Annotated in this window: 15 protein-coding genes; 11 read left to right on the top strand and 4 right to left on the bottom strand. The window is 73.2% G+C overall.

The window, feature by feature from the left end:
• Positions 1 to 148 precede the first annotated feature (148 nt).
• Positions 149 to 1,300: a glycosyltransferase family 4 protein gene (locus IE212_RS09455; protein ID WP_190197277.1), complete on the top strand. Its 1,152-nt coding sequence runs from the start codon at positions 149 to 151 to the stop codon at positions 1,298 to 1,300.
• Between the two features lie 8 nt (positions 1,301 to 1,308).
• Positions 1,309 to 2,082: a class I SAM-dependent methyltransferase gene (locus IE212_RS09450; protein ID WP_190197371.1), complete on the top strand. Its 774-nt coding sequence runs from the start codon at positions 1,309 to 1,311 to the stop codon at positions 2,080 to 2,082.
• Positions 2,083 to 2,112: 30 nt separating this feature from the next.
• Here the strand turns inward: IE212_RS09450 and IE212_RS09445 are convergent, their stop codons facing one another.
• Positions 2,113 to 3,309, bottom strand: a complete 1,197-nt coding sequence (locus IE212_RS09445; RefSeq protein WP_190197276.1) for an RNA-guided endonuclease InsQ/TnpB family protein — start codon at positions 3,307 to 3,309, stop codon at positions 2,113 to 2,115.
• Positions 3,310 to 3,464: 155 nt separating this feature from the next.
• Between IE212_RS09445 and IE212_RS09440 the strand changes: the two genes are divergently transcribed.
• Genes IE212_RS09440 through IE212_RS09410 form a run of 7 tightly spaced genes read left to right on the top strand, consistent with a single transcriptional unit; the run spans position 3,465 to position 12,368 of the window.
• On the top strand, positions 3,465 to 7,592 hold the full coding sequence (locus tag IE212_RS09440) for an alpha-(1->3)-arabinofuranosyltransferase domain-containing protein (protein WP_190197275.1): 4,128 nt from the start codon (positions 3,465 to 3,467) through the stop codon (positions 7,590 to 7,592).
• Positions 7,589 to 9,067 carry a condensation protein gene (locus tag IE212_RS09435; RefSeq protein ID WP_190197274.1) on the top strand — a complete coding sequence of 493 codons (1,479 nt, stop codon included), beginning with the start codon at positions 7,589 to 7,591 and terminating at the stop codon, positions 9,065 to 9,067. Before IE212_RS09440 ends, IE212_RS09435 begins: the two co-directional genes overlap by 4 nt.
• A complete protein-coding gene (locus IE212_RS09430; protein WP_190197273.1) occupies positions 9,064 to 9,816 on the top strand; it encodes a class I SAM-dependent methyltransferase in 753 nt (250 codons plus the stop codon). The genes IE212_RS09435 and IE212_RS09430 overlap by 4 nt, the downstream gene beginning before the upstream one ends.
• A 15-nt stretch (positions 9,817 to 9,831) precedes the next feature.
• Positions 9,832 to 10,737, top strand: a complete 906-nt coding sequence (locus tag IE212_RS09425) for a hypothetical protein (RefSeq protein ID WP_190197370.1) — start codon at positions 9,832 to 9,834, stop codon at positions 10,735 to 10,737.
• Positions 10,734 to 10,970, top strand: a complete 237-nt coding sequence (locus IE212_RS09420) for a Trm112 family protein (protein WP_190197272.1) — start codon at positions 10,734 to 10,736, stop codon at positions 10,968 to 10,970. The genes IE212_RS09425 and IE212_RS09420 overlap by 4 nt, the downstream gene beginning before the upstream one ends.
• Positions 10,967 to 11,794, top strand: a complete 828-nt coding sequence (locus tag IE212_RS09415) for an FkbM family methyltransferase (RefSeq protein WP_190197271.1) — start codon at positions 10,967 to 10,969, stop codon at positions 11,792 to 11,794. The genes IE212_RS09420 and IE212_RS09415 overlap by 4 nt, the downstream gene beginning before the upstream one ends.
• Positions 11,769 to 12,368: a hypothetical protein gene (locus tag IE212_RS09410; protein WP_190197270.1), complete on the top strand. Its 600-nt coding sequence runs from the start codon at positions 11,769 to 11,771 to the stop codon at positions 12,366 to 12,368. The genes IE212_RS09415 and IE212_RS09410 overlap by 26 nt, the downstream gene beginning before the upstream one ends.
• A 140-nt stretch (positions 12,369 to 12,508) precedes the next feature.
• Here the strand turns inward: IE212_RS09410 and IE212_RS09405 are convergent, their stop codons facing one another.
• From IE212_RS09405 to IE212_RS09395, 3 genes are all read right to left on the bottom strand, one after another.
• Positions 12,509 to 12,940 (bottom strand): DUF3592 domain-containing protein, encoded by a 432-nt coding sequence (locus IE212_RS09405; RefSeq protein ID WP_190197269.1) that lies wholly within the window; start codon positions 12,938 to 12,940, stop codon positions 12,509 to 12,511.
• Between the two features lie 28 nt (positions 12,941 to 12,968).
• Entirely contained in the window at positions 12,969 to 14,300 is a 1,332-nt protein-coding gene (locus IE212_RS09400) for an MFS transporter (RefSeq protein ID WP_229864170.1), read from the bottom strand.
• A 95-nt stretch (positions 14,301 to 14,395) separates the two neighbouring features.
• Positions 14,396 to 15,274, bottom strand: a complete 879-nt coding sequence (locus IE212_RS09395) for an ATP-grasp domain-containing protein (protein WP_190197268.1) — start codon at positions 15,272 to 15,274, stop codon at positions 14,396 to 14,398.
• Between the two features lie 198 nt (positions 15,275 to 15,472).
• Here IE212_RS09395 and IE212_RS09390 point away from each other — a divergent pair, with 198 nt between their 5' ends.
• Entirely contained in the window at positions 15,473 to 16,924 is a 1,452-nt protein-coding gene (locus IE212_RS09390; RefSeq protein WP_190197267.1) for an acyl-CoA synthetase, read from the top strand.
• Positions 16,917 to 18,257 (top strand): carboxyl transferase domain-containing protein, encoded by a 1,341-nt coding sequence (locus tag IE212_RS09385; RefSeq protein WP_190197266.1) that lies wholly within the window; start codon positions 16,917 to 16,919, stop codon positions 18,255 to 18,257. Before IE212_RS09390 ends, IE212_RS09385 begins: the two co-directional genes overlap by 8 nt.
• Positions 18,258 to 18,374: the final 117 nt, after the last annotated feature.

Genomic DNA, 18,374 nt, shown 5'->3' with positions numbered 1-18,374 from the left:
GGCGAAAACTGTCCAACCCCACCCCGAACACGACCCGTCCACACTCCCCTCCCAGGAAGAGCTCAGGCCCCCCACAGGCCGATCCCCCGCATCGGTCCGCCCCACGTTCCCACGCTGAGTTCCGCACCCCGAACGAGTTGGAGCACCCATGCCCCAGCACGTACCGTCCCAGCTGCGCGCCGCGCCCCCCAGCGCGCCGCAGCACCGTCCGGCGCTCCCCCCACATCCGCGCCGGATCGTCTTCCTCGCCCATCGTGATCTGGACAACCCGTCCGCCGGCGGCTCCGAGCTGCTGGTCGACAGGCTCGCCGACGGCCTGACCCGGCTGGGCCACCAGGTGACCCTGCTGTGCGGTGGACCCGCGGCCTTCCGCGACTACCGTGTCGTGTCGGCGGGCGGGCCCTACGCCCACTACCTGCGCGCCCGGTCGGCCTTCAGCCGCCAGGTCGGCGACTGCGATCTGCTGGTCGAGGTGTGCAACGGCGTGCCCTACCTGGCGCCCCTGTGGCACCGGGGGCCCACGCTGTGCCTGGTCAACCACGTCCACACGGACTTGTGGAAGATGCGCTTCGGCGGGCCGCTGGCGCCCGCGGCACGGATCGGACGAAGACTCGAACACTGGGCGCTGACCGGGGCGCAGCAGCGGAGCCTGCTGGTCGCGGTGTCCTCCTCCACCGCTCAGGCGCTGGGTGCGATCGGTGTGGAGCGGGAGCGCATCCGTGTCGTGCACAACGGGGTCGAGGAGCCGGGACCGAGGGCCGAGCGCTCACCGGAGCCGTTGTTCGTCGCCGTCGGCCGGCTCGTCGAGTACAAGCGGATCGATCTGCTGCTGCGGTTGTGGGAGCGGGTGCGGCCGGTGACCGGCGGACGGCTGCTTATCGTCGGGGACGGGCCGGAGAGATCCCGGCTCGAACAACTCGCCGGTCCCGGAGTCGAGTTCACCGGTTACGTGTCGGAGGCCGAGAAGCACCGGCTGTTGTGCGAGGCCTGGTTGCTGCTGCATCCCTCCGCCGTGGAGGGATGGGGACTCGTCGTCACGGAGGCCGCGGCCCGGGAGACACCGAGTGTGGCCTTCGACGTTCCGGGGCTGAAGGACTCGGTGGTCGACGGTGAGACGGGGGTCCTCGCACGCGGTGAGTCCTCCTTCGCGGCCGCCTGGTGTGCGCTTGCCCTGGCCGGGCGGGAGCGGGAGTTGATGGGGAAGGCCGCGCGGGAGCGGGCAGCTTCGTATCGGTGGGACCGGACGGTTCGGCAGTTCAGGGCTGTCGCCACGGAGGCGGTGAGGGGCTGGGCCCCGTGACACCACTCATGCGCCCACGCGGCGGAGCCTCACATGTCACTGCCCCGCGCCCCTACGGGCACGATCCCTCGTTCCGACGATCTCTCGCCCTGTTCCGTGCCTTCCTGCGTGAGCAGGACGATCCCGAAGGCTGTTACTCGCTGCTCGCCCGCGACGCGGCCGACCAGGTCGAGGCGTACGACGGTCCCGTCGCCGGGCGCACCGTCGTCGATGTCGGCGGCGGCAGCGGGTACTTCACGGAGGAGTTCCGGCGGCGCGGGGCGCACGCGTTCCTCTTCGAACCGGACCTGACCGAACTCGGTGACAGGCCGCCCGACTCGGCCGTCGTTGCCGACGGGTACCTGCTGCCCCTCCGCGACGGGGTCGCCGACGTCACCTTCTCCTCCAACGTGCTGGAGCACGTGGCCGACCCGGAGACGTTCCTCAGTGAGCTGGCCCGGGTGACGCGGCCGGGCGGGCTGATCTACGTGTCGTTCACCAACTGGCTGTCGCCGTGGGGCGGGCACGAGTGGGCCCCGTGGCACTACTTCGGCGCCGAGCGGGCCCGGGCCCGCTACGCGCGGCGGACCGGCAGGCCCGCCAAGCACCGGCTCGGCGAGAACCTGTTCGCGGTGCACATCGGCTCCACCCTGCGGCAGGTGCGTGCCCGGGACGACATCACGGTCGTCTCGGCGCGCTCCCGCTACTGGCCGTTCCTCGCGGAGACCGTCGTCAAGGCGCCCGGGATCCGCGAGTTCGCCACCTGGAACCTCCTCCTCATCATGCGGCGGTGTCCCACTTGACTTCCTCCCCCTCATGAACGAGGGGGATTCCTACGGCTCGCGCCGTGGGGTTTTCTGCTTCATTGCCGACTGCCCGCCCGGAGTTCTCCGTTGAGGTCTTACACCGGCTCCACAGACAGACACCGCCAGCCCGGCGGCCAGAAGGTTGTTCGCCGCGTTCACGTCCCGGTCATGGGCCGTACCACAGCTCTCACACGTCCACATGCGGACGCTCAGCGGCATCTCCGGCTGGAGAGTGCCGCAGTGGGAGCACAGCTTGGAGGAGGGGAAGAAGCGGTCCACCGCGACCACCTCCCGCCCGTACCAGCTGGCCTTGTACTCCAGCATGCTCCGGAACTCCGCCCACGCGGCATCACTGATGGCGCGGGCCAGGCTCCGGTTCTTGACCATCGTGCGCACGGTCAGGTCCTCGATCACGAGCGTTTGGTTCTCACGCACGAGTCGAGTGGTCAGCTTGTGCAGCACATCCCGCCTGCGATCAGTGATCCGGGCATGGATCTTCGCCACCTTCGCCCGCGCCTTGCGCCGGTTGGCACCATCGCCCCTGGCCTTGCGGGACAGCTCCCGCTGCGCCCGGGCCAGGCGGACGCGGTCCCGACGCTCGTGCCGGGGATTGGCGACCTTCTCCCCGGTCGACAGCGTCAGCAGATGGTCCAGACCGACATCGATACCCACCGCTGTACCGGCAGCTACGAGCGGCTTGATGGAGGGATCCTCGCACAGCAGCGAGACGAACCAGCGCCCGGCGCTGTCCCTGCTCACCGTCACCGTGCTCGGTACGACCCCCTCGGGCAGGGGGCGGGACCAGACGATGTTCAGCGGGTCGGCCATCTTCGCCAGAGTCAGCAGGCCGCCACGGAACCGGAAGGCGGAGGAGGTGTACTCCACGCTCGCACGCGACTTCTTCTTCACCTTGAACCGCGGATACCTCGCGCGTTTGGCGAAGAAGTTCGCGAAGGCGCTCTGCAGGTGCCGCAGCGCCTGCTGCAGCGGAACGCAGGACACCTCGTTCAGGTAGGCCAGTTCCTCGGTCTTCTTCCACGCGGTCAGCATGGCCGAGGTCTGGTTGTAGTTGACCCGCTCCTGCCGCGCCCAGGCCTCGGTGCGGGCGGCGAGGGCCATGTTGTAGACCTTGCGCACGCATCCGAACGTGCGCGACAGCTCGGCCGCCTGCGCATCGGTCGGATAGAAGCGGTACTTGAACGCCCGCTTCACATGAGTGGCCATGACTCACAAACTATCATCACAACTTGTTGCCAAGCGGTGACTTTTAGTGATGAGCGTCGGTCCGTCCGGAAGGCGATTCAGCTTCCCCTGCCCTGCTCGGCAGGAGTCCGTTTCCTCCCCCGCCTGCAGACGGGGGTACCCACGGAGGAATCCAGATGACAACCACGGTCCAGGCTCCTCCACCGGCAGCCGTCCCCACCACCGCGGCCGCGGCGGGCCCGCCCGAGGGCCCGCGGTCGCGGCGCTGGCTGCTGGGCTTCTGGGCCGTGGTGTTCGTGTTGTTCCTGGTGGTGCGACCGGGGCGGCAGACCTTCGACACCAAGCTGGGTGTCACCGTCGATCCGGGGCGGTTCCTCGCCGATCTCGGGCAGTTGTGGCACGACCGGGCCGGTTTCGGCGGGATCCAGGACCAGTACGTCGGCTATCTGTGGCCGATGCTGCCGTTCTACTGGCTGGGCGACCTGGTGCGGCTGCCGGTGTGGCTGGCGGAGCGGCTGTGGTTGTCGGTCGTGGTGTCCGTCGCCTTCTGGGGGGCGTTGCGGCTGGCGGAGCGGCTGCGGGTGGGGAGCGGTGCTTCGCGGTTGCTCGCGGCCGTGGCGTACGCGCTGTGGCCGGTGTTCACGACCGTCATCGGGTCGACGTCGGCCGCCGCGCTGCCCGGCGCGTTCCTGCCGTGGGTGCTGCTGCCGCTGACGAACGAGAAGTACGCCGCCCGGGTCGCGGCCCTGCGATCGGCGCTGCTGGTCCCGTTCATGGGCGGGGTGAACGCCTCGGCGACGCTGGCGTCCCTGCTGCCGGCCGGACTGTATCTGCTGTCCCGGCCGCCCGGGCCTCGGCAGCGCAAGCTGATCGCCTGGTGGGCCCCGGCCGTGATCGTGGTGACGGCCTGGTGGTGGGTGCCGCTGCTGCTGCTCGGCGTCTACGGCGAGAACTTCCTGCCCTACATAGAGACGGCGCGGACGACGACCGACACCATGTCGGCCGCCGAGGCGCTGCGCGGCGCAGGGAACTGGGTCGCCTACCTGCACTTCGGTGAGGCGTGGCTGCCCGCGGGATGGGCCGTGGCCTCGTCGGTCGTGGTGGTCGTGTGCTCGGCGCTGGCCGCCGGGCTGGGGCTGGCGGGCCTCGCCCGGCGGGACATGCCCGAGCGGCGGTGGCTCGTGCTGACCGTGCTGGTGACGGCGCTGGTGCTGCTCGCCGGGTACGGCGGGGCGTTCGGGGCGCCGTTCCACGGGGTCGTGCAGGGCTGGCTGGACGGGTGGCTGTCGCCGTTCCGGAACATCTACAAGTTCCAGACGGGACTCGCGCTGGCGCTCGTGCTGGGTCTGGCCCATCTGGTGGGTGTGGCGGCCGAGCCGCGCGGGGCCCGGCCGGTGCGCGGCCGGCGTCTCGCCCCGCTGCTCGCGGCGGTGCTGATCCTGCCGGGGCTGCTGTGGCCGTACCTCAACGGCTCGATCCTCAACCCCGGTTCCTTCCGGAAGCTCCCCGCTTACTGGCAGGCCACGGCCGACTGGCTGGAGAAGTACTCGCCCGACTCGCGCGCCCTGGTCGTCCCGGCGACCGCGCACGGCCTGTACACCTGGGGCTCGCCGATCGACCAGCCGCTGGACGTGCTCGCCGAGTCCCGCTGGGCGCAGCGTGACTACGTCCCCTTCGGCACGCCCGGCAACCGGCGCGCGATGGACGCGGTCGAGCAGGCCCTGATGACGGGGGGCGAAGTCCCGGGCCTGGCCGACTATCTGAGCCGCGCCGGGCTGTACTACGTCGTGGTGCGCAACGACCTCGACCCGGACCAGATCGGCCACGTGCCGACCACGACCGTCAAACGGACGCTGGAGCAGTCGGGGTACGAGCGGGTGACGGGGCTCGGCCCGGTGATGACCGGCGGCAGGATCGCGCGGGGCGCCCCGCTCCAGGTCGAGGGGCTGTACCCGCGGCAGCGGGCGGTGGAGATCTACCGGCCGGCCGGGCAGGACGTGCTCCGGCCCGGGCAGGCGGGGCTGATGCCGGTCTCCGACACCGCTGTGGTGTCCGGCGGCCCGGAGGCGCTGTTGCCGCTGGCGTCCCGGCTGCGCGGGCGGCCGGCGGTGCTGACCGGTGACAACCACCCCGGGCTCGGCACACCCGCCGTGCAGGTGGTGGGCGACGGGATGCGGCGGGCCGACACCCGGTTCGGCCTGGTCAACGCCAACACGTCGTACACGTACACGCGTGACGAGCGCAACGCGCCCGACGGCGAGCAGGACCCGGGCGGGAAGCCGCGGCAGATCCTGCCCGTCGGGGGAAGCGGTCACCAGACGGTGGCGGAGTTGCGCGGCGCCCGCTCGGTGACGGCGTCCTCGTACGGCAACTGGCTCTTCCACCTGCCGCAGTTCGACCCGGTGAACGCCTTCGACGGCAACCCGGACACCGCCTGGACGGAGGGCGCGCCGGACACGCCGGACGGGCAGTGGCTGCGCATCGGCTTCACCGGCTCCTACGACCTGCCGGCCTCCTTCAAGGTCACCCCGTTGCCGCAGGAGAGCGTGCGGGCGGCGGCGACGAAGGTGCGGGTGGAGACGGAGAAGGGCTCGAAGACGAGCTTCCTCCAGCCGAACGGCAAGGCGCAGCGCGTCAAGGCACCGGAGGGCGCCACGCGGTGGATGAAGCTGACGATCGTGGACTCGGTGGAACGCCGGGCCGGACTCACCGGCGCGGGCTTCTCCGAGATCACCCTGCCGGACGTACGGGTGACCCGGCTGCTGCGGCTCCCGTCGGACGCCGACGAGGCGGCTCCGGCCGCCACGGTCGTCTCCCTGCACCGGGCGTCCGACCCGACGGGCCTGTCCGCGACCGGCACCGAGGCCGGGCTGCACCGCCGCTTCACGACACCGGCCGCCGGCACGTACGAGGTGCGGGCGAGCGCCGTACCCGTGCCGGGCGAGGCACTCGACCGGCTGCTGTACGAGGTCGCGCCCGAGCAGCGGTCCCGGATCGTCGCCACGGCCGACTCCACGGCGGGCCTCGGGGCGGGGCTGTCGGCACGCAACCTCACCGACGGCGACCTGACGACGGCGTGGATCGCGGGCGGCCGGCCGACGATCCACCTGAGCTGGGAGGGCGAGCAGCCGGTCGGCGAACTGGTCCTGGCCCCCGCCGGCGGCCTGTCCACCCGCGCGTCCCAGGTGCACATCAGCTCCCCGGACGGGGCGACGATCGCCGCCGTCGACGAGAACGGCTGGGTCCGCTTCCCGCCGATCACCACGGACCGGCTCGACATCACGGTCACCGACACCGCCCCGCTGACCCTGCACAACCCGGTCGCCGACGAGGACCTGCGGCTCCCCGTGGGCATGACGGAGGCGTACATCCCCTCCCTCGACCAGTACCGCACCCCGCAGCCGGACAGCACCCGGAAGTTCTCGCTGCCGTGCGGCAAGGGACCCGACGTGGCGCTGGACGGCGAGCTGTACCAGACGAGCGCGAGGGGAACCGTGCGGGACCTCACGGAGCGACGGCCCGTCGACATCACCCTCTGCCGCGAGGGCCAGGACGAGACCGAGGTGGAGCTGTCCTCGGGCGACCACCGGCTGGAGGGCGGTGACGCGGGCCCGCTCACGCTGACGGACGTGACCCTGACCCGCGGGACGGTCCCGGAGGCCGCCGCGGCCGGGCGTGAGCTGAAGGTCCGGGACTGGCTGGGCGACCGGCGCGAGGTCACGGTCGGCTCCGGCGCGGCCTCGTACCTGACGGCCTACGAGAACTTCAACGACGGCTGGAAGGCCACCCTGAACGGCAAGGAGCTGGCTGCGCTGCGGCTGGACGGCTGGCAGCAGGGCTGGCGGATCCCCGCCGGGGCGGGCGGCACGGTCAAGCTGTCGTACGAACCGGCCACCACCTACGACGCCGGCCTGATCGGCAGCGGCGTCGGTATCGCGGTGCTGCTGGGCCTCGCCCTGTGGCGCCGCCGCGCCCCCGATCCCGACGCACCGCAGCCCGCCCCGCCGCTGCCCGGCCTGTGGCTCGGCACGGTGGCGCTGACGCTGGTCGCGGCCGTCATCGCGGGCTGGCCGGCGCTGCTGGTCCCGGCCCTGGCGCTGCTCGCGGCGAGGCGGCACACGCTGCTGGTGCCGATCGCGTTCGTGGCCCTGGCGGGAGCGGGGATCGCCGCCGCGGTGGGGGCCGGGGAGCCGGTGGGGGCGGGCGAGGGGGCGTTCGGTCACCTGGCCCAGCTACTGGCGCTGACCGGTCTGTTCGCGGGCCTTGTGAGTCTGCGCGAACGGGGGGAGGACGAGCCCGCATGACGGCACCGGTACGCATCCCGTTCCCGGTGGTGGACGAGGTGTCCCGCCACTGCCTCCAGGAGGAGGAACCGGAAACGGTCCACATCGAGGTCCATCTGCCCGGCCCGCTCGACGAGCGGCGCCTGCGCAAGGCGTTCACCGAGGCCCTGCACCGGCACCCACGCATCCTGATGCGGGAGGCCCCGGGGTCGTGGTTCCGGCGCCGCTACGAGTGGGAGCTGACGGCCGATCCGGACACGGAGGTCGTGACCTTCACCCCAGCGGGCCCACGCGCCCTCCAGAACGCCCGGACCCGTGCCCTGGCGGAGGCCCCGCCCCTGTCGCTGTCGCCGCCGATACGGCTGGAGGTGGTCGAGCTCGCCCGCGCTGCGGGCGGTCGTGCCGCTGGGGCGGTCCCCCCTGCTCATGGGGGTCCCCCCTGTTCGAGCGAAGCCGAGAACTTGGGGGAGAAGCCGGGAGCTTGGGGGAGGGTGGGCGATGGGGGTCCCCCCTGCTCAAGCGAAGCCGAGAGCTTGGGGGAGGCACCCCGCAACGCCGGGTTGCGGAACCCCCCGCCCCCGGCACCGACGCCCAGCACCCCCGAAGGCACGGTCCTGCTCCTCACCATCAACCACACCGCCCTCGACGGCCCGGCCTGCCTCCGCGTCCTCGCGACCGCCGCGGAGCTGTACGGAGGCCGCGACAACGCCCCCGCCGCCCCGCCCACCCGCGCAGCACGGACGCCCCACGAAATCCCGGACCTCCCGGCCAACTGGTCACCCCCCGCCCGGGTGGCTCCAGGCACACCGGACCCCTCCCCCGGCAACGGCATGCTCGTGGCCGAACTCCCCCTCCCCCACCGCCCCAAGGGTTCCCCCTACACCGTCAACGACCAGCTCATGGTCACCACGGCCCTGACCATCGCCCACTGGAACAGGGAACACGGCACCCGCCCTCGCCCCCTGCGCATCACCATGCCCGTCGACGACCGCCCCCGCGACACCACGATGCCCATCGGCAACGGCACCCGCCTCGTGGAAGTCCCCTTCCTTCCCGCGGAGTTGGACGTCTCAGACATGTCCGCCCTCCTCCGCCGCACCGCGGAGCGAACCCGCGCCCTCAAGTCCCTGCCCCGTCCCCAGCTCGGCCACGGCGCCACCCTCCTCACCACCCCCTGGGCCCCCGTCGGCGTCCGCGCCGCCCTCACCCGCGGCCTGCGCAGAGCCGCCGCGCCCTGGACGTCGACGACCCTGCTCAGCAACATCGGCCGTATCCCGTACCCCTTGGACTTCGGCGAGGAGGCGGGCCGCGCGCACGCCGTCTGGTTCTCGGCGCCGGCCCGGATGCCCCGCGGCCTCACCGTCACCACCGCGTCCACGGCCGGCCGCCTCCACCTGGCCCTGCGCTGGTCCAGGTCGCTGCTCAGCCACGGCGACGGCGCCCGCCTCCGCGACCTCTTCGAGCACCATCTGCACACCACGGAGGTGACCCCGTGACACCGACGGCCCCCACCGCCGCGCCCCCGCCCCGCGAGCTGCGCGACTTCTACGAGAACCCGGCCGTGCCCGTCGCCTCCGGCACCTCACGCGGCGTTCGCCAGGCCCGCATGCTGGCCCGGGCGCTCGGCCCGGCCACCGACGGCACCGGCAGCCGCACCGTCCTCGACATCGGCTGCGGCGACGGCACCGCCGCCGCCACCGCCGCCCCGTTCCTGCCCGGCCACCGCGTCATCGGCGTCGACTGGTCCCAGGACGCCCTCAGACGGGCCCGCACCCGCATCCCGTACGCGGTGCGCGGCGAACTGACCGGCGGCGGGCTGCCGTTCGCCTCCGAGTCAGCGGACGCGGTGCTGTTCAGCGAGGTGATCGAGCATCTCGTCGATCCGGACGCCGCGCTGGACGAGATCCGCAGGGTCCTGCGGCCCGGCGGGCACCTGATGCTGTCCACGCCGAACCTGGCCGCCTGGTACAACCGCGCCCTGCTGCTGGCCGGTGTGCAGCCGGTGTTCTCGGAGGTCAGTCTGCGCGGCATCCACGGCCGTCCGGGCAAGGAGGTGGTGGGACACCTGCGCCTCTACACCGCCCGCGCGCTCCAGGAGTTCGTCGCCGTGTCCGGGTTCACCGTCGTACGGCTCGAAGGCGCTCCCTTCCACGGCGTACCGCGCCCGCTGCGTTTGCTGGACCGGCTGGCCTGCGTCCGCCCCCGCCTGGCGTCGATCCTGCTGCTGCACGCCAGGAGGACGTAGCCCATGTGGTGGGGAGTGGCCGCGGCCCTGCTGGCGAACACCCTGTACAGCCTCGGCTTCGTGCTGGAGAAACGGGCGCTCACCTCCCTGCCCGAGGTGACGATCCGGCAGCCGGCCCGGCTGCTGCGTCTCGTCCTCGGCAGCCCCCTGTGGATCGGCGGTTCCCTCGCGCTCGCCGCCGGTTTCGGAGCCCAGCTCGTCGTCTACCGCACCCTGCCGATCGCCGCCGCGCAGGGCATCTTCGTCTCCGGTCTGGTGCTGCTCGTGCTGCTGTCGGCCCGGCTGCTCGGGGAGGAGACGTCCGGCCGGGAGCGGTACGCGCTGGGCGCGATCCTGCTCGCCCTGCTGATGGTGGTGCTGTCGCTGCGCGAGGGCGCGGACAGCGTCAGCCAGGAGGCGCCCTACCCGTTGATCCTGCTGGTGTGCGTGCCGTCGCTGGCGGGCGGGGTGTGGCTGTACGGCTCCGCCGAGCGGCGGGCCCGCAACCGGCACCGGCGGCCCACGACCGGCGTCGAGTACGGGGTGGCCGTGGGCCTGCTGTACGGCGTCAGCTCGCTCGCCATCAAGGGCGTGTCCAGTCACCTGACGACCAGCGGGATCGGCGGCGCGGTGCTGGACCTGCTGGGCTCCCCGTATCCGTATCTGCTGCTGTTCACCGGTGTGTTCGGCCTGGTGATGTCGCAGGCGGCGCTGCAGCGCTGCCGGGCGTCGCTGATCGTGCCGGTGTGCACGACCGTGACCAGTCTGTTCACGGCGGTGCTCGGCACGCTGTCGTTCGGCGAGGCCCTGCCGGACGACCCGCTGCGGCTCGCGCTGCGGGTGGCGGGCACGGCCCTGGCGGTCGCCGTGCTGCTGACCATGCCGAAGCACGACTCCGCTCCCCGATCCCCCACACCTGCCGAGGAGTTGGCCTCACCGTGAAGCCCGACGACCCGCTGCTGAAGATCCTGGCCTGCCCGCTCGACAAGGGCCCGTTGCATCTGCTGCCCGAGGAGGCCGGGCAGGAGGAGGCCCGGCGGGAGGAGGCGCTGTACAACCCGCGGCTGCGCCGCCGCTATCCGATCGTCGACGGGATCCCGCAGTTGCTGCCGTCGTCGGGCGAGCAGGTGCCGGACGACGAGCACGAGGAACTCCTCAAGAGGATGTCACCGTGACCAGCCTGGCCGCCCGCCTCGCTCCCCTCCTGCCCCCGCGTCTGGTGGCCGCGACGGCCCGGGCGCTGTACCCCCGGTTCGAACCGGAGCTGGCCCGGCTCGCCGAGCTGTGCCCGCCCGGCTGCGGTACGGCCGTGGACGTCGGCGGCTGGTACGGGCCCTGGACGCACCGGTTGTCCCGCCTCGCCGAGCAGGTCGTCACGGTCGAGCCGGTGCCTCGTCTGGCCCGGGTGCTGACCGCCGCCGCCCCGCCGAACGTACGGGTGATCCGTGCCGCCGCCTCGGACCGGCCGGGCATCGCCCGGCTGTGGCTGCCGTCGGGCGACGAGGGTGACCGGGGCGTGTCGTCGCTGGTCCGGCGGGACATCCACGGCCGGTCGCTGGACGTCCCCTGCGTCACGCTGGACGAGCTGGCACTGCGTGACGTCGGCTTCATCAAGATCGACGTGGACGGCAACGAGCCGGCGGTCCTGCGCGGCGCGACAGGCCTGCTGGCCCGGGACCGCCCGGCCCTCTTCGTGGAGCTGGAGTCCCGCATCCAGCCGATCGCGCCGGTGGTGACGTACCTGTCCCTGCTGGGCTATGACGGCTGGGTGCTGCCGGGTGACACCTGGGTGCCGCTGGCGAGGTTCCCGCTGGAGGACCACCAGGCCCGCTCCGCCCACGTCGTCTCCCACGGCCTGCTCCGCCGCGTGCTGCCGTCCTCCCTCCTCAGGGGCCCGCGGTACGTCAACTCGGTCCTCTTCCTGCCGGACGGCCGCCGCCCGGGTACCGCCCCGGTGGGCGACGATGGGTCCCATGCCCTCCGGAAAGCGCCCCGCTAGCCCCTTCACCCCGCTCGACTTCCAGCTGGTGCTGCTGCGCCGCATGGCCGACCACAACCCGGGCCTGGTGGAGGACGCCCGCCACGAGCTGGGCGTGTCGATCGCCGACATGCGCGAGGCGAACAGGCGCTGGCAGGCGATGGTCCGCTCGCCGCGGTCCCGAGCGCCGCTTTCCCGCTACCGTTCCGTGCTGGGGGAGCCGGATTCCCGTGCGCCGCGCCGCATCGGCGATCTCGACTGCGAGGCCTGGCTGTGGCCCGTGCCCCTCTGGCCCTCCTTGCGCTTCGAGGTGCTGACCGCTCCGAACGGCGCCGTGTGGAACGAGTGGCTGGTCCGCGCCCCGGGCTCCGCGGGCCCCGGGCTGCGCACGTTCGACGATCTGGTCCCCTGGTCCTGCACGGTCGACGAGGCTGCCCGTGCCTTCGCCCCGGCCCGCCCCCTGGAGGGCACGGCACCGACCCGGTGGGGGCTGGCGTTCACCGCGCCTGACGCCGAGGGTGTGCGGTGGGAGGTCGTCGCGGAGTTCACCTGGGGTCTGTTGCAGCGGGTGTCCGTCACCGGCCGTCAGGGCTGAGGGGCTCCTCGGTCCCGCGGAAGGCCTCGGCGTCGTGACGTGGTGCGGGTAGTAGGGACAGGAGCGGTTACGTCCGCCCCCGCCCGTCGGCACCGGTTCCGTGCGCCGCGCCGCAGGTCGGCGTCGGCGGTCCGGCGCCCTCACCGGGCGAGGAACAGCAGCACCACCCCTACGACGAACATCACCAGACCGCCGCCGCCCATCACCTGTACCAGACGCCGCTCGGCGCGGAAGTCGATCTCCTGCCGGGTCCCGATCTTCGCCCGGCGTGGCTTCCTGCTGTCGTAGACGACAGGCATGACCGTGCCGACCGGCCCCGGCGAGGTCAGGAACAGCTCGTAGAACTCGGATCTCGGCTCGCCTTCCGGCAGCCGGACCTCGAAGTGGACGCGCGCCTGCCCGGCCATGACGTCCTGCCGTACGGCTATCGCCTCACCCTCGACCCCGTGCCGCTCGAGAGCGGACAGGAGGCGGTGGGTCAGATAGCTCTCCAGCTGCGTGATCAGACTGATGGTGGCCAGGAACACGAGTCCGAAGCCCGAAGCGAGAAGTACGGCGGTCGACGTTGCCACATCGGCAAGGTAACAGCCATCGCTCATGTCAACTGCTCTTACTGCGAACGGCTGTCCTCGGTACGCACCGCCACGCGAGGACCGCCGCCGTCAGGTAGGCCAGTGCGCCGATGCCCATGCTGGTCCGGATCCCGGCCTCGTAGCTCGCGGCCGACGCGAGAAGGCTGCCGCCGAGGGCGACGCCGGTGGCGCTGCCGATCTGCCGGGTGGTGTTGAACAGGGCGGCGGCAGCGCCCGAGTACGCCGCGGGCGCGGCGCCCATCACCGTGGCGGTGGAACCGGTGAGGGCGAAGGACGTTCCGAATCCGGCGGCCATCATCGGAGCCACCAGCAGGGCGTAGGCCGGGTCGGCGCCCGCGGCTGCCCAGCCGGCCAGTCCCAGGGCGGCCAGGAGCATGCCGGAGACGACCAGCGGCCGGTCGCCGGTTCGGCGGGTGAGCCGCCCGGACAGGACGGAGGCGAACATCGTCATGGCCACCGCCGGGAACAGGGCGAGTCCGGTACCGAGGGCGCTGTAGCCGCGCTGGTGCTGGAACTCCAGGCTGGCGGTGAACACCATGCCGTAGAAGCCGAAGTTGAACAGCAGGCCGATGGCGGCCCCGCCGCTCATGGCGCGCGAGCGCAGCAGGCCCAGCGGGAGTGCGGGAGAGCGGGCCAGCCGCTCGCGCAGCGCGAACGCCGCGGCGGCCAGGACGGCCAGCCCCACGCCCGCGAGCACGGCCGGGTCGGTCCAGCCGCGCCGCCCGGCCTCGTTGAGCGACGCGGTCAGCAGCGCCACCGCCGCGACGACCGCCACCTGCGCGGGCCAGTCCAGGGCCCGGTCGGCGCGCCGGGGCGAGCGGGCCATGTGCCGCAGCGTCAGGGCCAGGCAGAGGGCGCCGACGGGCAGGTTGATGAGGAACACCCAGCGCCAGCCCACTGTGGAGACGAGCAACCCGCCCAGCAGCGGCCCGGCGGAGGCGGCGATGCCCGCCATGGAGCCCCACAGTCCGAAGGCCCGCGCCCGTGCGGTCGTCTCCGGGTAGGCCTGCTGGAGCAGTGCCAGGGAGCCGGGCACGATGAGTGCCGCGCCGAGCCCCTCCACCAGCCGGGCCACCACGAGGAAGGGCGCGTCGGGCGCGAGCGCGCACGCCGCCGAGGACACGGTGAACACCGCCACGCCCGCGCAGAACACCCGGCGGTTGCCGAGCCGGTCGCCGAGCGCGCCGCCGGTCAGCAAGAACCCGGCGAAGACCAGGGTGTACCCGTCGGTGATCCACTGGATGCCGGTGAGCGAGGCCGACAGCTCCCGCCCGATCACCGGCACGGCGACGTTGATGACCGTGACGTCCAGGATCACCATGAAGTACCCGGCGCACACCGCGAGCAGCGGGGCCCAGGCCCGTCACTCGGAGGGCATGGTGGTACCACTACACCAAAAGCCTCAGCGAGGGACGTATGCCTCGCGTTCCGGGCTCAGCAGGCGGCGGCCAGCACCGCCTCCACGACCCTCGGCAGGGACTGCGGGTGCAGCCACAGGAACAGGTTCGGCTCGATCAGCTCCAGCTCCATCACACACGGCTGGCCGTCCTCCCCGGTGACGAGGTCCACCCGGGCGTACAGCAGCTCCGGCCGCCCGGGGACGGCGGCCAGGGCCCGCTCGGCGACGGACAGTTCGGCGGCGGTCGGCTCCCAGGGGCGGATGTCCGGGTGGGCGACCTTGTCGGCGTCGTACGGTGTGCCGGGGGCGAGGACGGCGCCCTTGACGCCGGCGTGCAGCAGGCGCCCGCCGAAGAACTGCAGGGCCCGCTCGCCGTGGGTGTCGATGCCGGTCAGATAGGGCTGCACCATGACGGTGAACCCCTCGGCGTGCATGCGCTCCGTGTGCCGCAGGGCCGAGGCGCGTTCCCCGGCCGGGTAGCGGGCGGCGTACCGGGCCCCCGCGCCGGAGGTGGGCTTCACGACGTACTCGCGGTCGGCGGGCAGGTCCACCGGCTCGCCCGGCGCGAAGTACCGGGTGGGCACGGCGGGCACCCCGGCGTCCGCGAGCTGCCCGAGGTACCTCTTGTCCGCGTTCCACCGCACGACGTCCACCGGGTTGGCCAGCCGGGTCACCTTCCCGCACCGCTCGGCCCACGCCGTGAACTCCCCGGCCCGCCAGCTGTAGTCCCAGGTGGAGCGTATGAGGGCGAGGTCGAAGGCGGCCCAGTCGGCGCGGGGATCGTCCCAGTGGACGGCGGTGGCCTCGGCCCCGGCCTCCCGCAGGGCGTCCACCAGTACCGGCAGGTCCCGGTCCTTGCTCTCCTCGCCCCCGGGGTCGTAGGTGACGAGCGCGATACGCGGGGTGCCGGCCACGGCGACTCCATTCTCGGGCGTCTTCCGGCGCAGCAGGCTAACAACCGGTTCCGGAACCGCGACACCGTGTCCGCACGGGCGTCGGCCGTGAGCGTTTCATCCGGCGGCCGATGGTGTACGGAGGGATCGTGGTCCCGGTCGTCCCCGCGGCGGCGCAGGCAGACAGAGCTCAGGCAGACAGCTAAGGAGACGTGACGCGTGACCCCTCTCTTCCCGGCCCTGACCGACGCCCCCGCCGACCGGCCGGCCGTACGGTTCGGCGAGCGCTCGCTGACCTACGGCGAGCTCGCCGCGGCGGCCGGTGCGACAGCCGGACGCCTCCGGGACGCCCGGCGGGTCGCCGTCTGGGCGACCCCCACGATGGAGACCGCCGTCGCCGTCGTCGCCGCGCTGCTGGCCGGTGTGCCCGCCGTGCCGCTCAACCCGAAGTCGGGCGAGAGGGAGCTCGGGCACATCCTGTCCGACAGCGCGCCCGGCCTGGTGCTCACCGCTCCGGACGACCGGCTTCCCGCCCCCGTGCGGGACCTGCCCCGCCTCGACGTCGACGTGCACGGCACCGGTCCCGTCCCCGTGCCCGAGGCGCACGCCGAGGAGTCCGACCCGGCGCTGATCGTCTACACCTCCGGCACCACCGGCCCGCCCAAGGGCGCGGTCATCCCGCGCCGGGCGCTCGCCTCGACCCTGGACGCGCTGGCCGACGCCTGGGAGTGGACCGGTGACGACGTCCTCGTGCACGGGCTGCCGCTGTTCCATGTGCACGGCCTGGTCCTGGGCGTCCTCGGCCCGCTGCGGCGCGGCGGGTCGGTGCGGCACCTGGGCCGCTTCACCACCCAGGGCGTCGCCCGTGAGCTGAACACCGGGGCGACCATGCTGTTCGGGGTGCCGACGATGTACCACCGCATCGCGGAGGCGGTGACCGGCGATCCCGAGCTGGTCAGGGCGCTGACCGGGGCGCGTCTGCTGGTGTCCGGATCCGCCGCGCTGCCCGTGCACGACCACGGCCGGATCGCGACCGCGACCGGGCGGCGCGTGATCGAGCGGTACGGCATGACCGAGACGCTGATGAACACCAGCATCCGTGCCGACGGCGAAGCCCGCCCGGGCACGGTCGGGGTGCCGCTGCCGGGCGTGGAGCTGCGGCTGGTCGAGGAGGACGGCTCGGAGGTCGCCGCGTACGACGGGGAGACGGTCGGCGAGATCCAGGTGCGCGGCCCGAACCTGTTCACCGGGTACCTCAACCGGCCCGACGCCACCGCCGCCGCCTTCACCGCCGACGGCTGGTTCCGCACCGGTGACATGGCGGTGCGCGACCCCGACGGCTATGTCCGGATCGTCGGCCGCAAGGCCACCGACCTGATCAAGAGCGGCGGTTACAAGATCGGGGCCGGTGAGATCGAGAACGCGCTGCTGGAGCATCCTGGGGTGCGGGAGGCCGCCGTCACCGGGGAGCCCGACGACGACCTGGGCGAGCGGATCGTGGCGTGGATCGTCCCGGCGGATCCCGAGTCGCCGCCCGCCCTGGAGGAGCTGGCCGCCCATGTGGCGCGGCGGCTGGCCCCGCACAAGCGTCCGCGGGTCGTGCGTCACCTGGACGCGCTGCCCCGCAACGACATGGGGAAGATCATGAAGCGGGCACTGGCGCATGGCTGAGCGCCTCTCCGCCCGGGGCGTGGTCACCGCCGTCGCCGACGACTCCACCTTCGGCGAACTCCCCGTCCCCACGGGTGAGTCGAGGCCGGACGGGCCGCTCTGCTGGCCGGGCTACGACGCCTCGCTCGCCCGTGCCGCCGAACGCACGGGCGAGACGGAGTCCGTCGTCTGCGGCACCGCCCGCGTCGGCGGCGTCCGGGCCGTGCTGATCGCGTTCGAGTTCGGCTTCCTCGGCGGGTCCCTCGGCAGGCGCACCGGCGACCGGCTGGAGGCGGCGTACACGTACGCCCGTGAGCACCGCCTCCCGGTGGTGCCGCTGGTGGCCACCGGCGGCAGCCGGATGCAGGAGGGCATGCTCGCCCTGACCCAGCTCCAGCGGGTGGCCCGCCAGTCGGCCCTGACCCGGCAGGCCGGTCTGGCCCAGGTCGCCGTCGCGCGCGACCCGACCACCGGGGGCGGCTGGGCCACGCTCGGCGCGGGGGCCGACGTGGTCCTCGCGCTGCCCGGGGCCCAGATCGGCTTCGCCGGCTCCCGGGTACGGCCGGCGGACGCGGACCCGGCCGCGTACACGGCGGAGGCGCAGGTCGCGGCGGGGGCGGCGGACGCGGTCGTACGGCCCGAGGAACTGCGCGAGACGCTGGGGCGGTGGCTGCGGCTGCTGACGTGCCCGTCCACCACGCCCGCACCGCCGCCCGAACCGCTCGGCGACACCGCGGTGCTGCCCGCCACCGGCTGGGACGCCGTCCGGCGCGCCCGCTCGCCCCGGCGCCCACGCGCCGCCGCCTACCTGGACGCCTACTTCACCCACCGGGTCCCGGTCAGCGGCGACCGCTGCGGCGGCACGGACCCTGACGGCATGCTGTGCGGGTTCGGCGAGCACGGGGGCCGTACCGTCGCGTACGCGGCGCAGACCGGGACCGCCACCCGCCCGGCCGGCTACCGGACCGCCGCCCGGCTGATCCGCCTCGCGGACCGGCTGGGCATCCCGGTGCTGACCCTCGTGGACACCCCGGGCGCCGCCAATGACGCGGAAGCCGAGCGGCAGGGCGCGGGCCCGGCGATCGCCGACCTGTTCGGGGCGGTGGCGTCCGCCCGTACGCCGGTGACGACGCTGGTGATCGGCGAGGGCGGCTCCGGGGGTGCGCTGGCCCTGGCGGCACCCGGCAACACCTGGGCCACGCCCGACAGTTACTTCTCGGTGATAGCCCCCGAACTGGCGGCGGCCATCCTCAAGCGACCGCCCAGGGAGGTCGACGCGACCGCGGACCAGCTCCGCATCCGGCCGCAGGATCTGGTGGAGCTGGGGGTGATCCGGGGGGTCGTCGGGCGGTGAGTTCAGGGACTGTACAAACCCCCCGTTCGGCGGCGCCCCGCCCGGCCCCCTCAGAAAGGCGGTCCCGCCGCCTCCCGCGCACGATGCGAGGGAGGACCGCCACCCGGCGGCCCCACG

This window comes from Streptomyces djakartensis, assembly GCF_014651075.1.
In the GTDB taxonomy this organism is placed as follows: domain Bacteria; phylum Actinomycetota; class Actinomycetes; order Streptomycetales; family Streptomycetaceae; genus Streptomyces; species Streptomyces djakartensis.
This window is presented reverse-complemented; position numbering and strand designations above follow the sequence as displayed.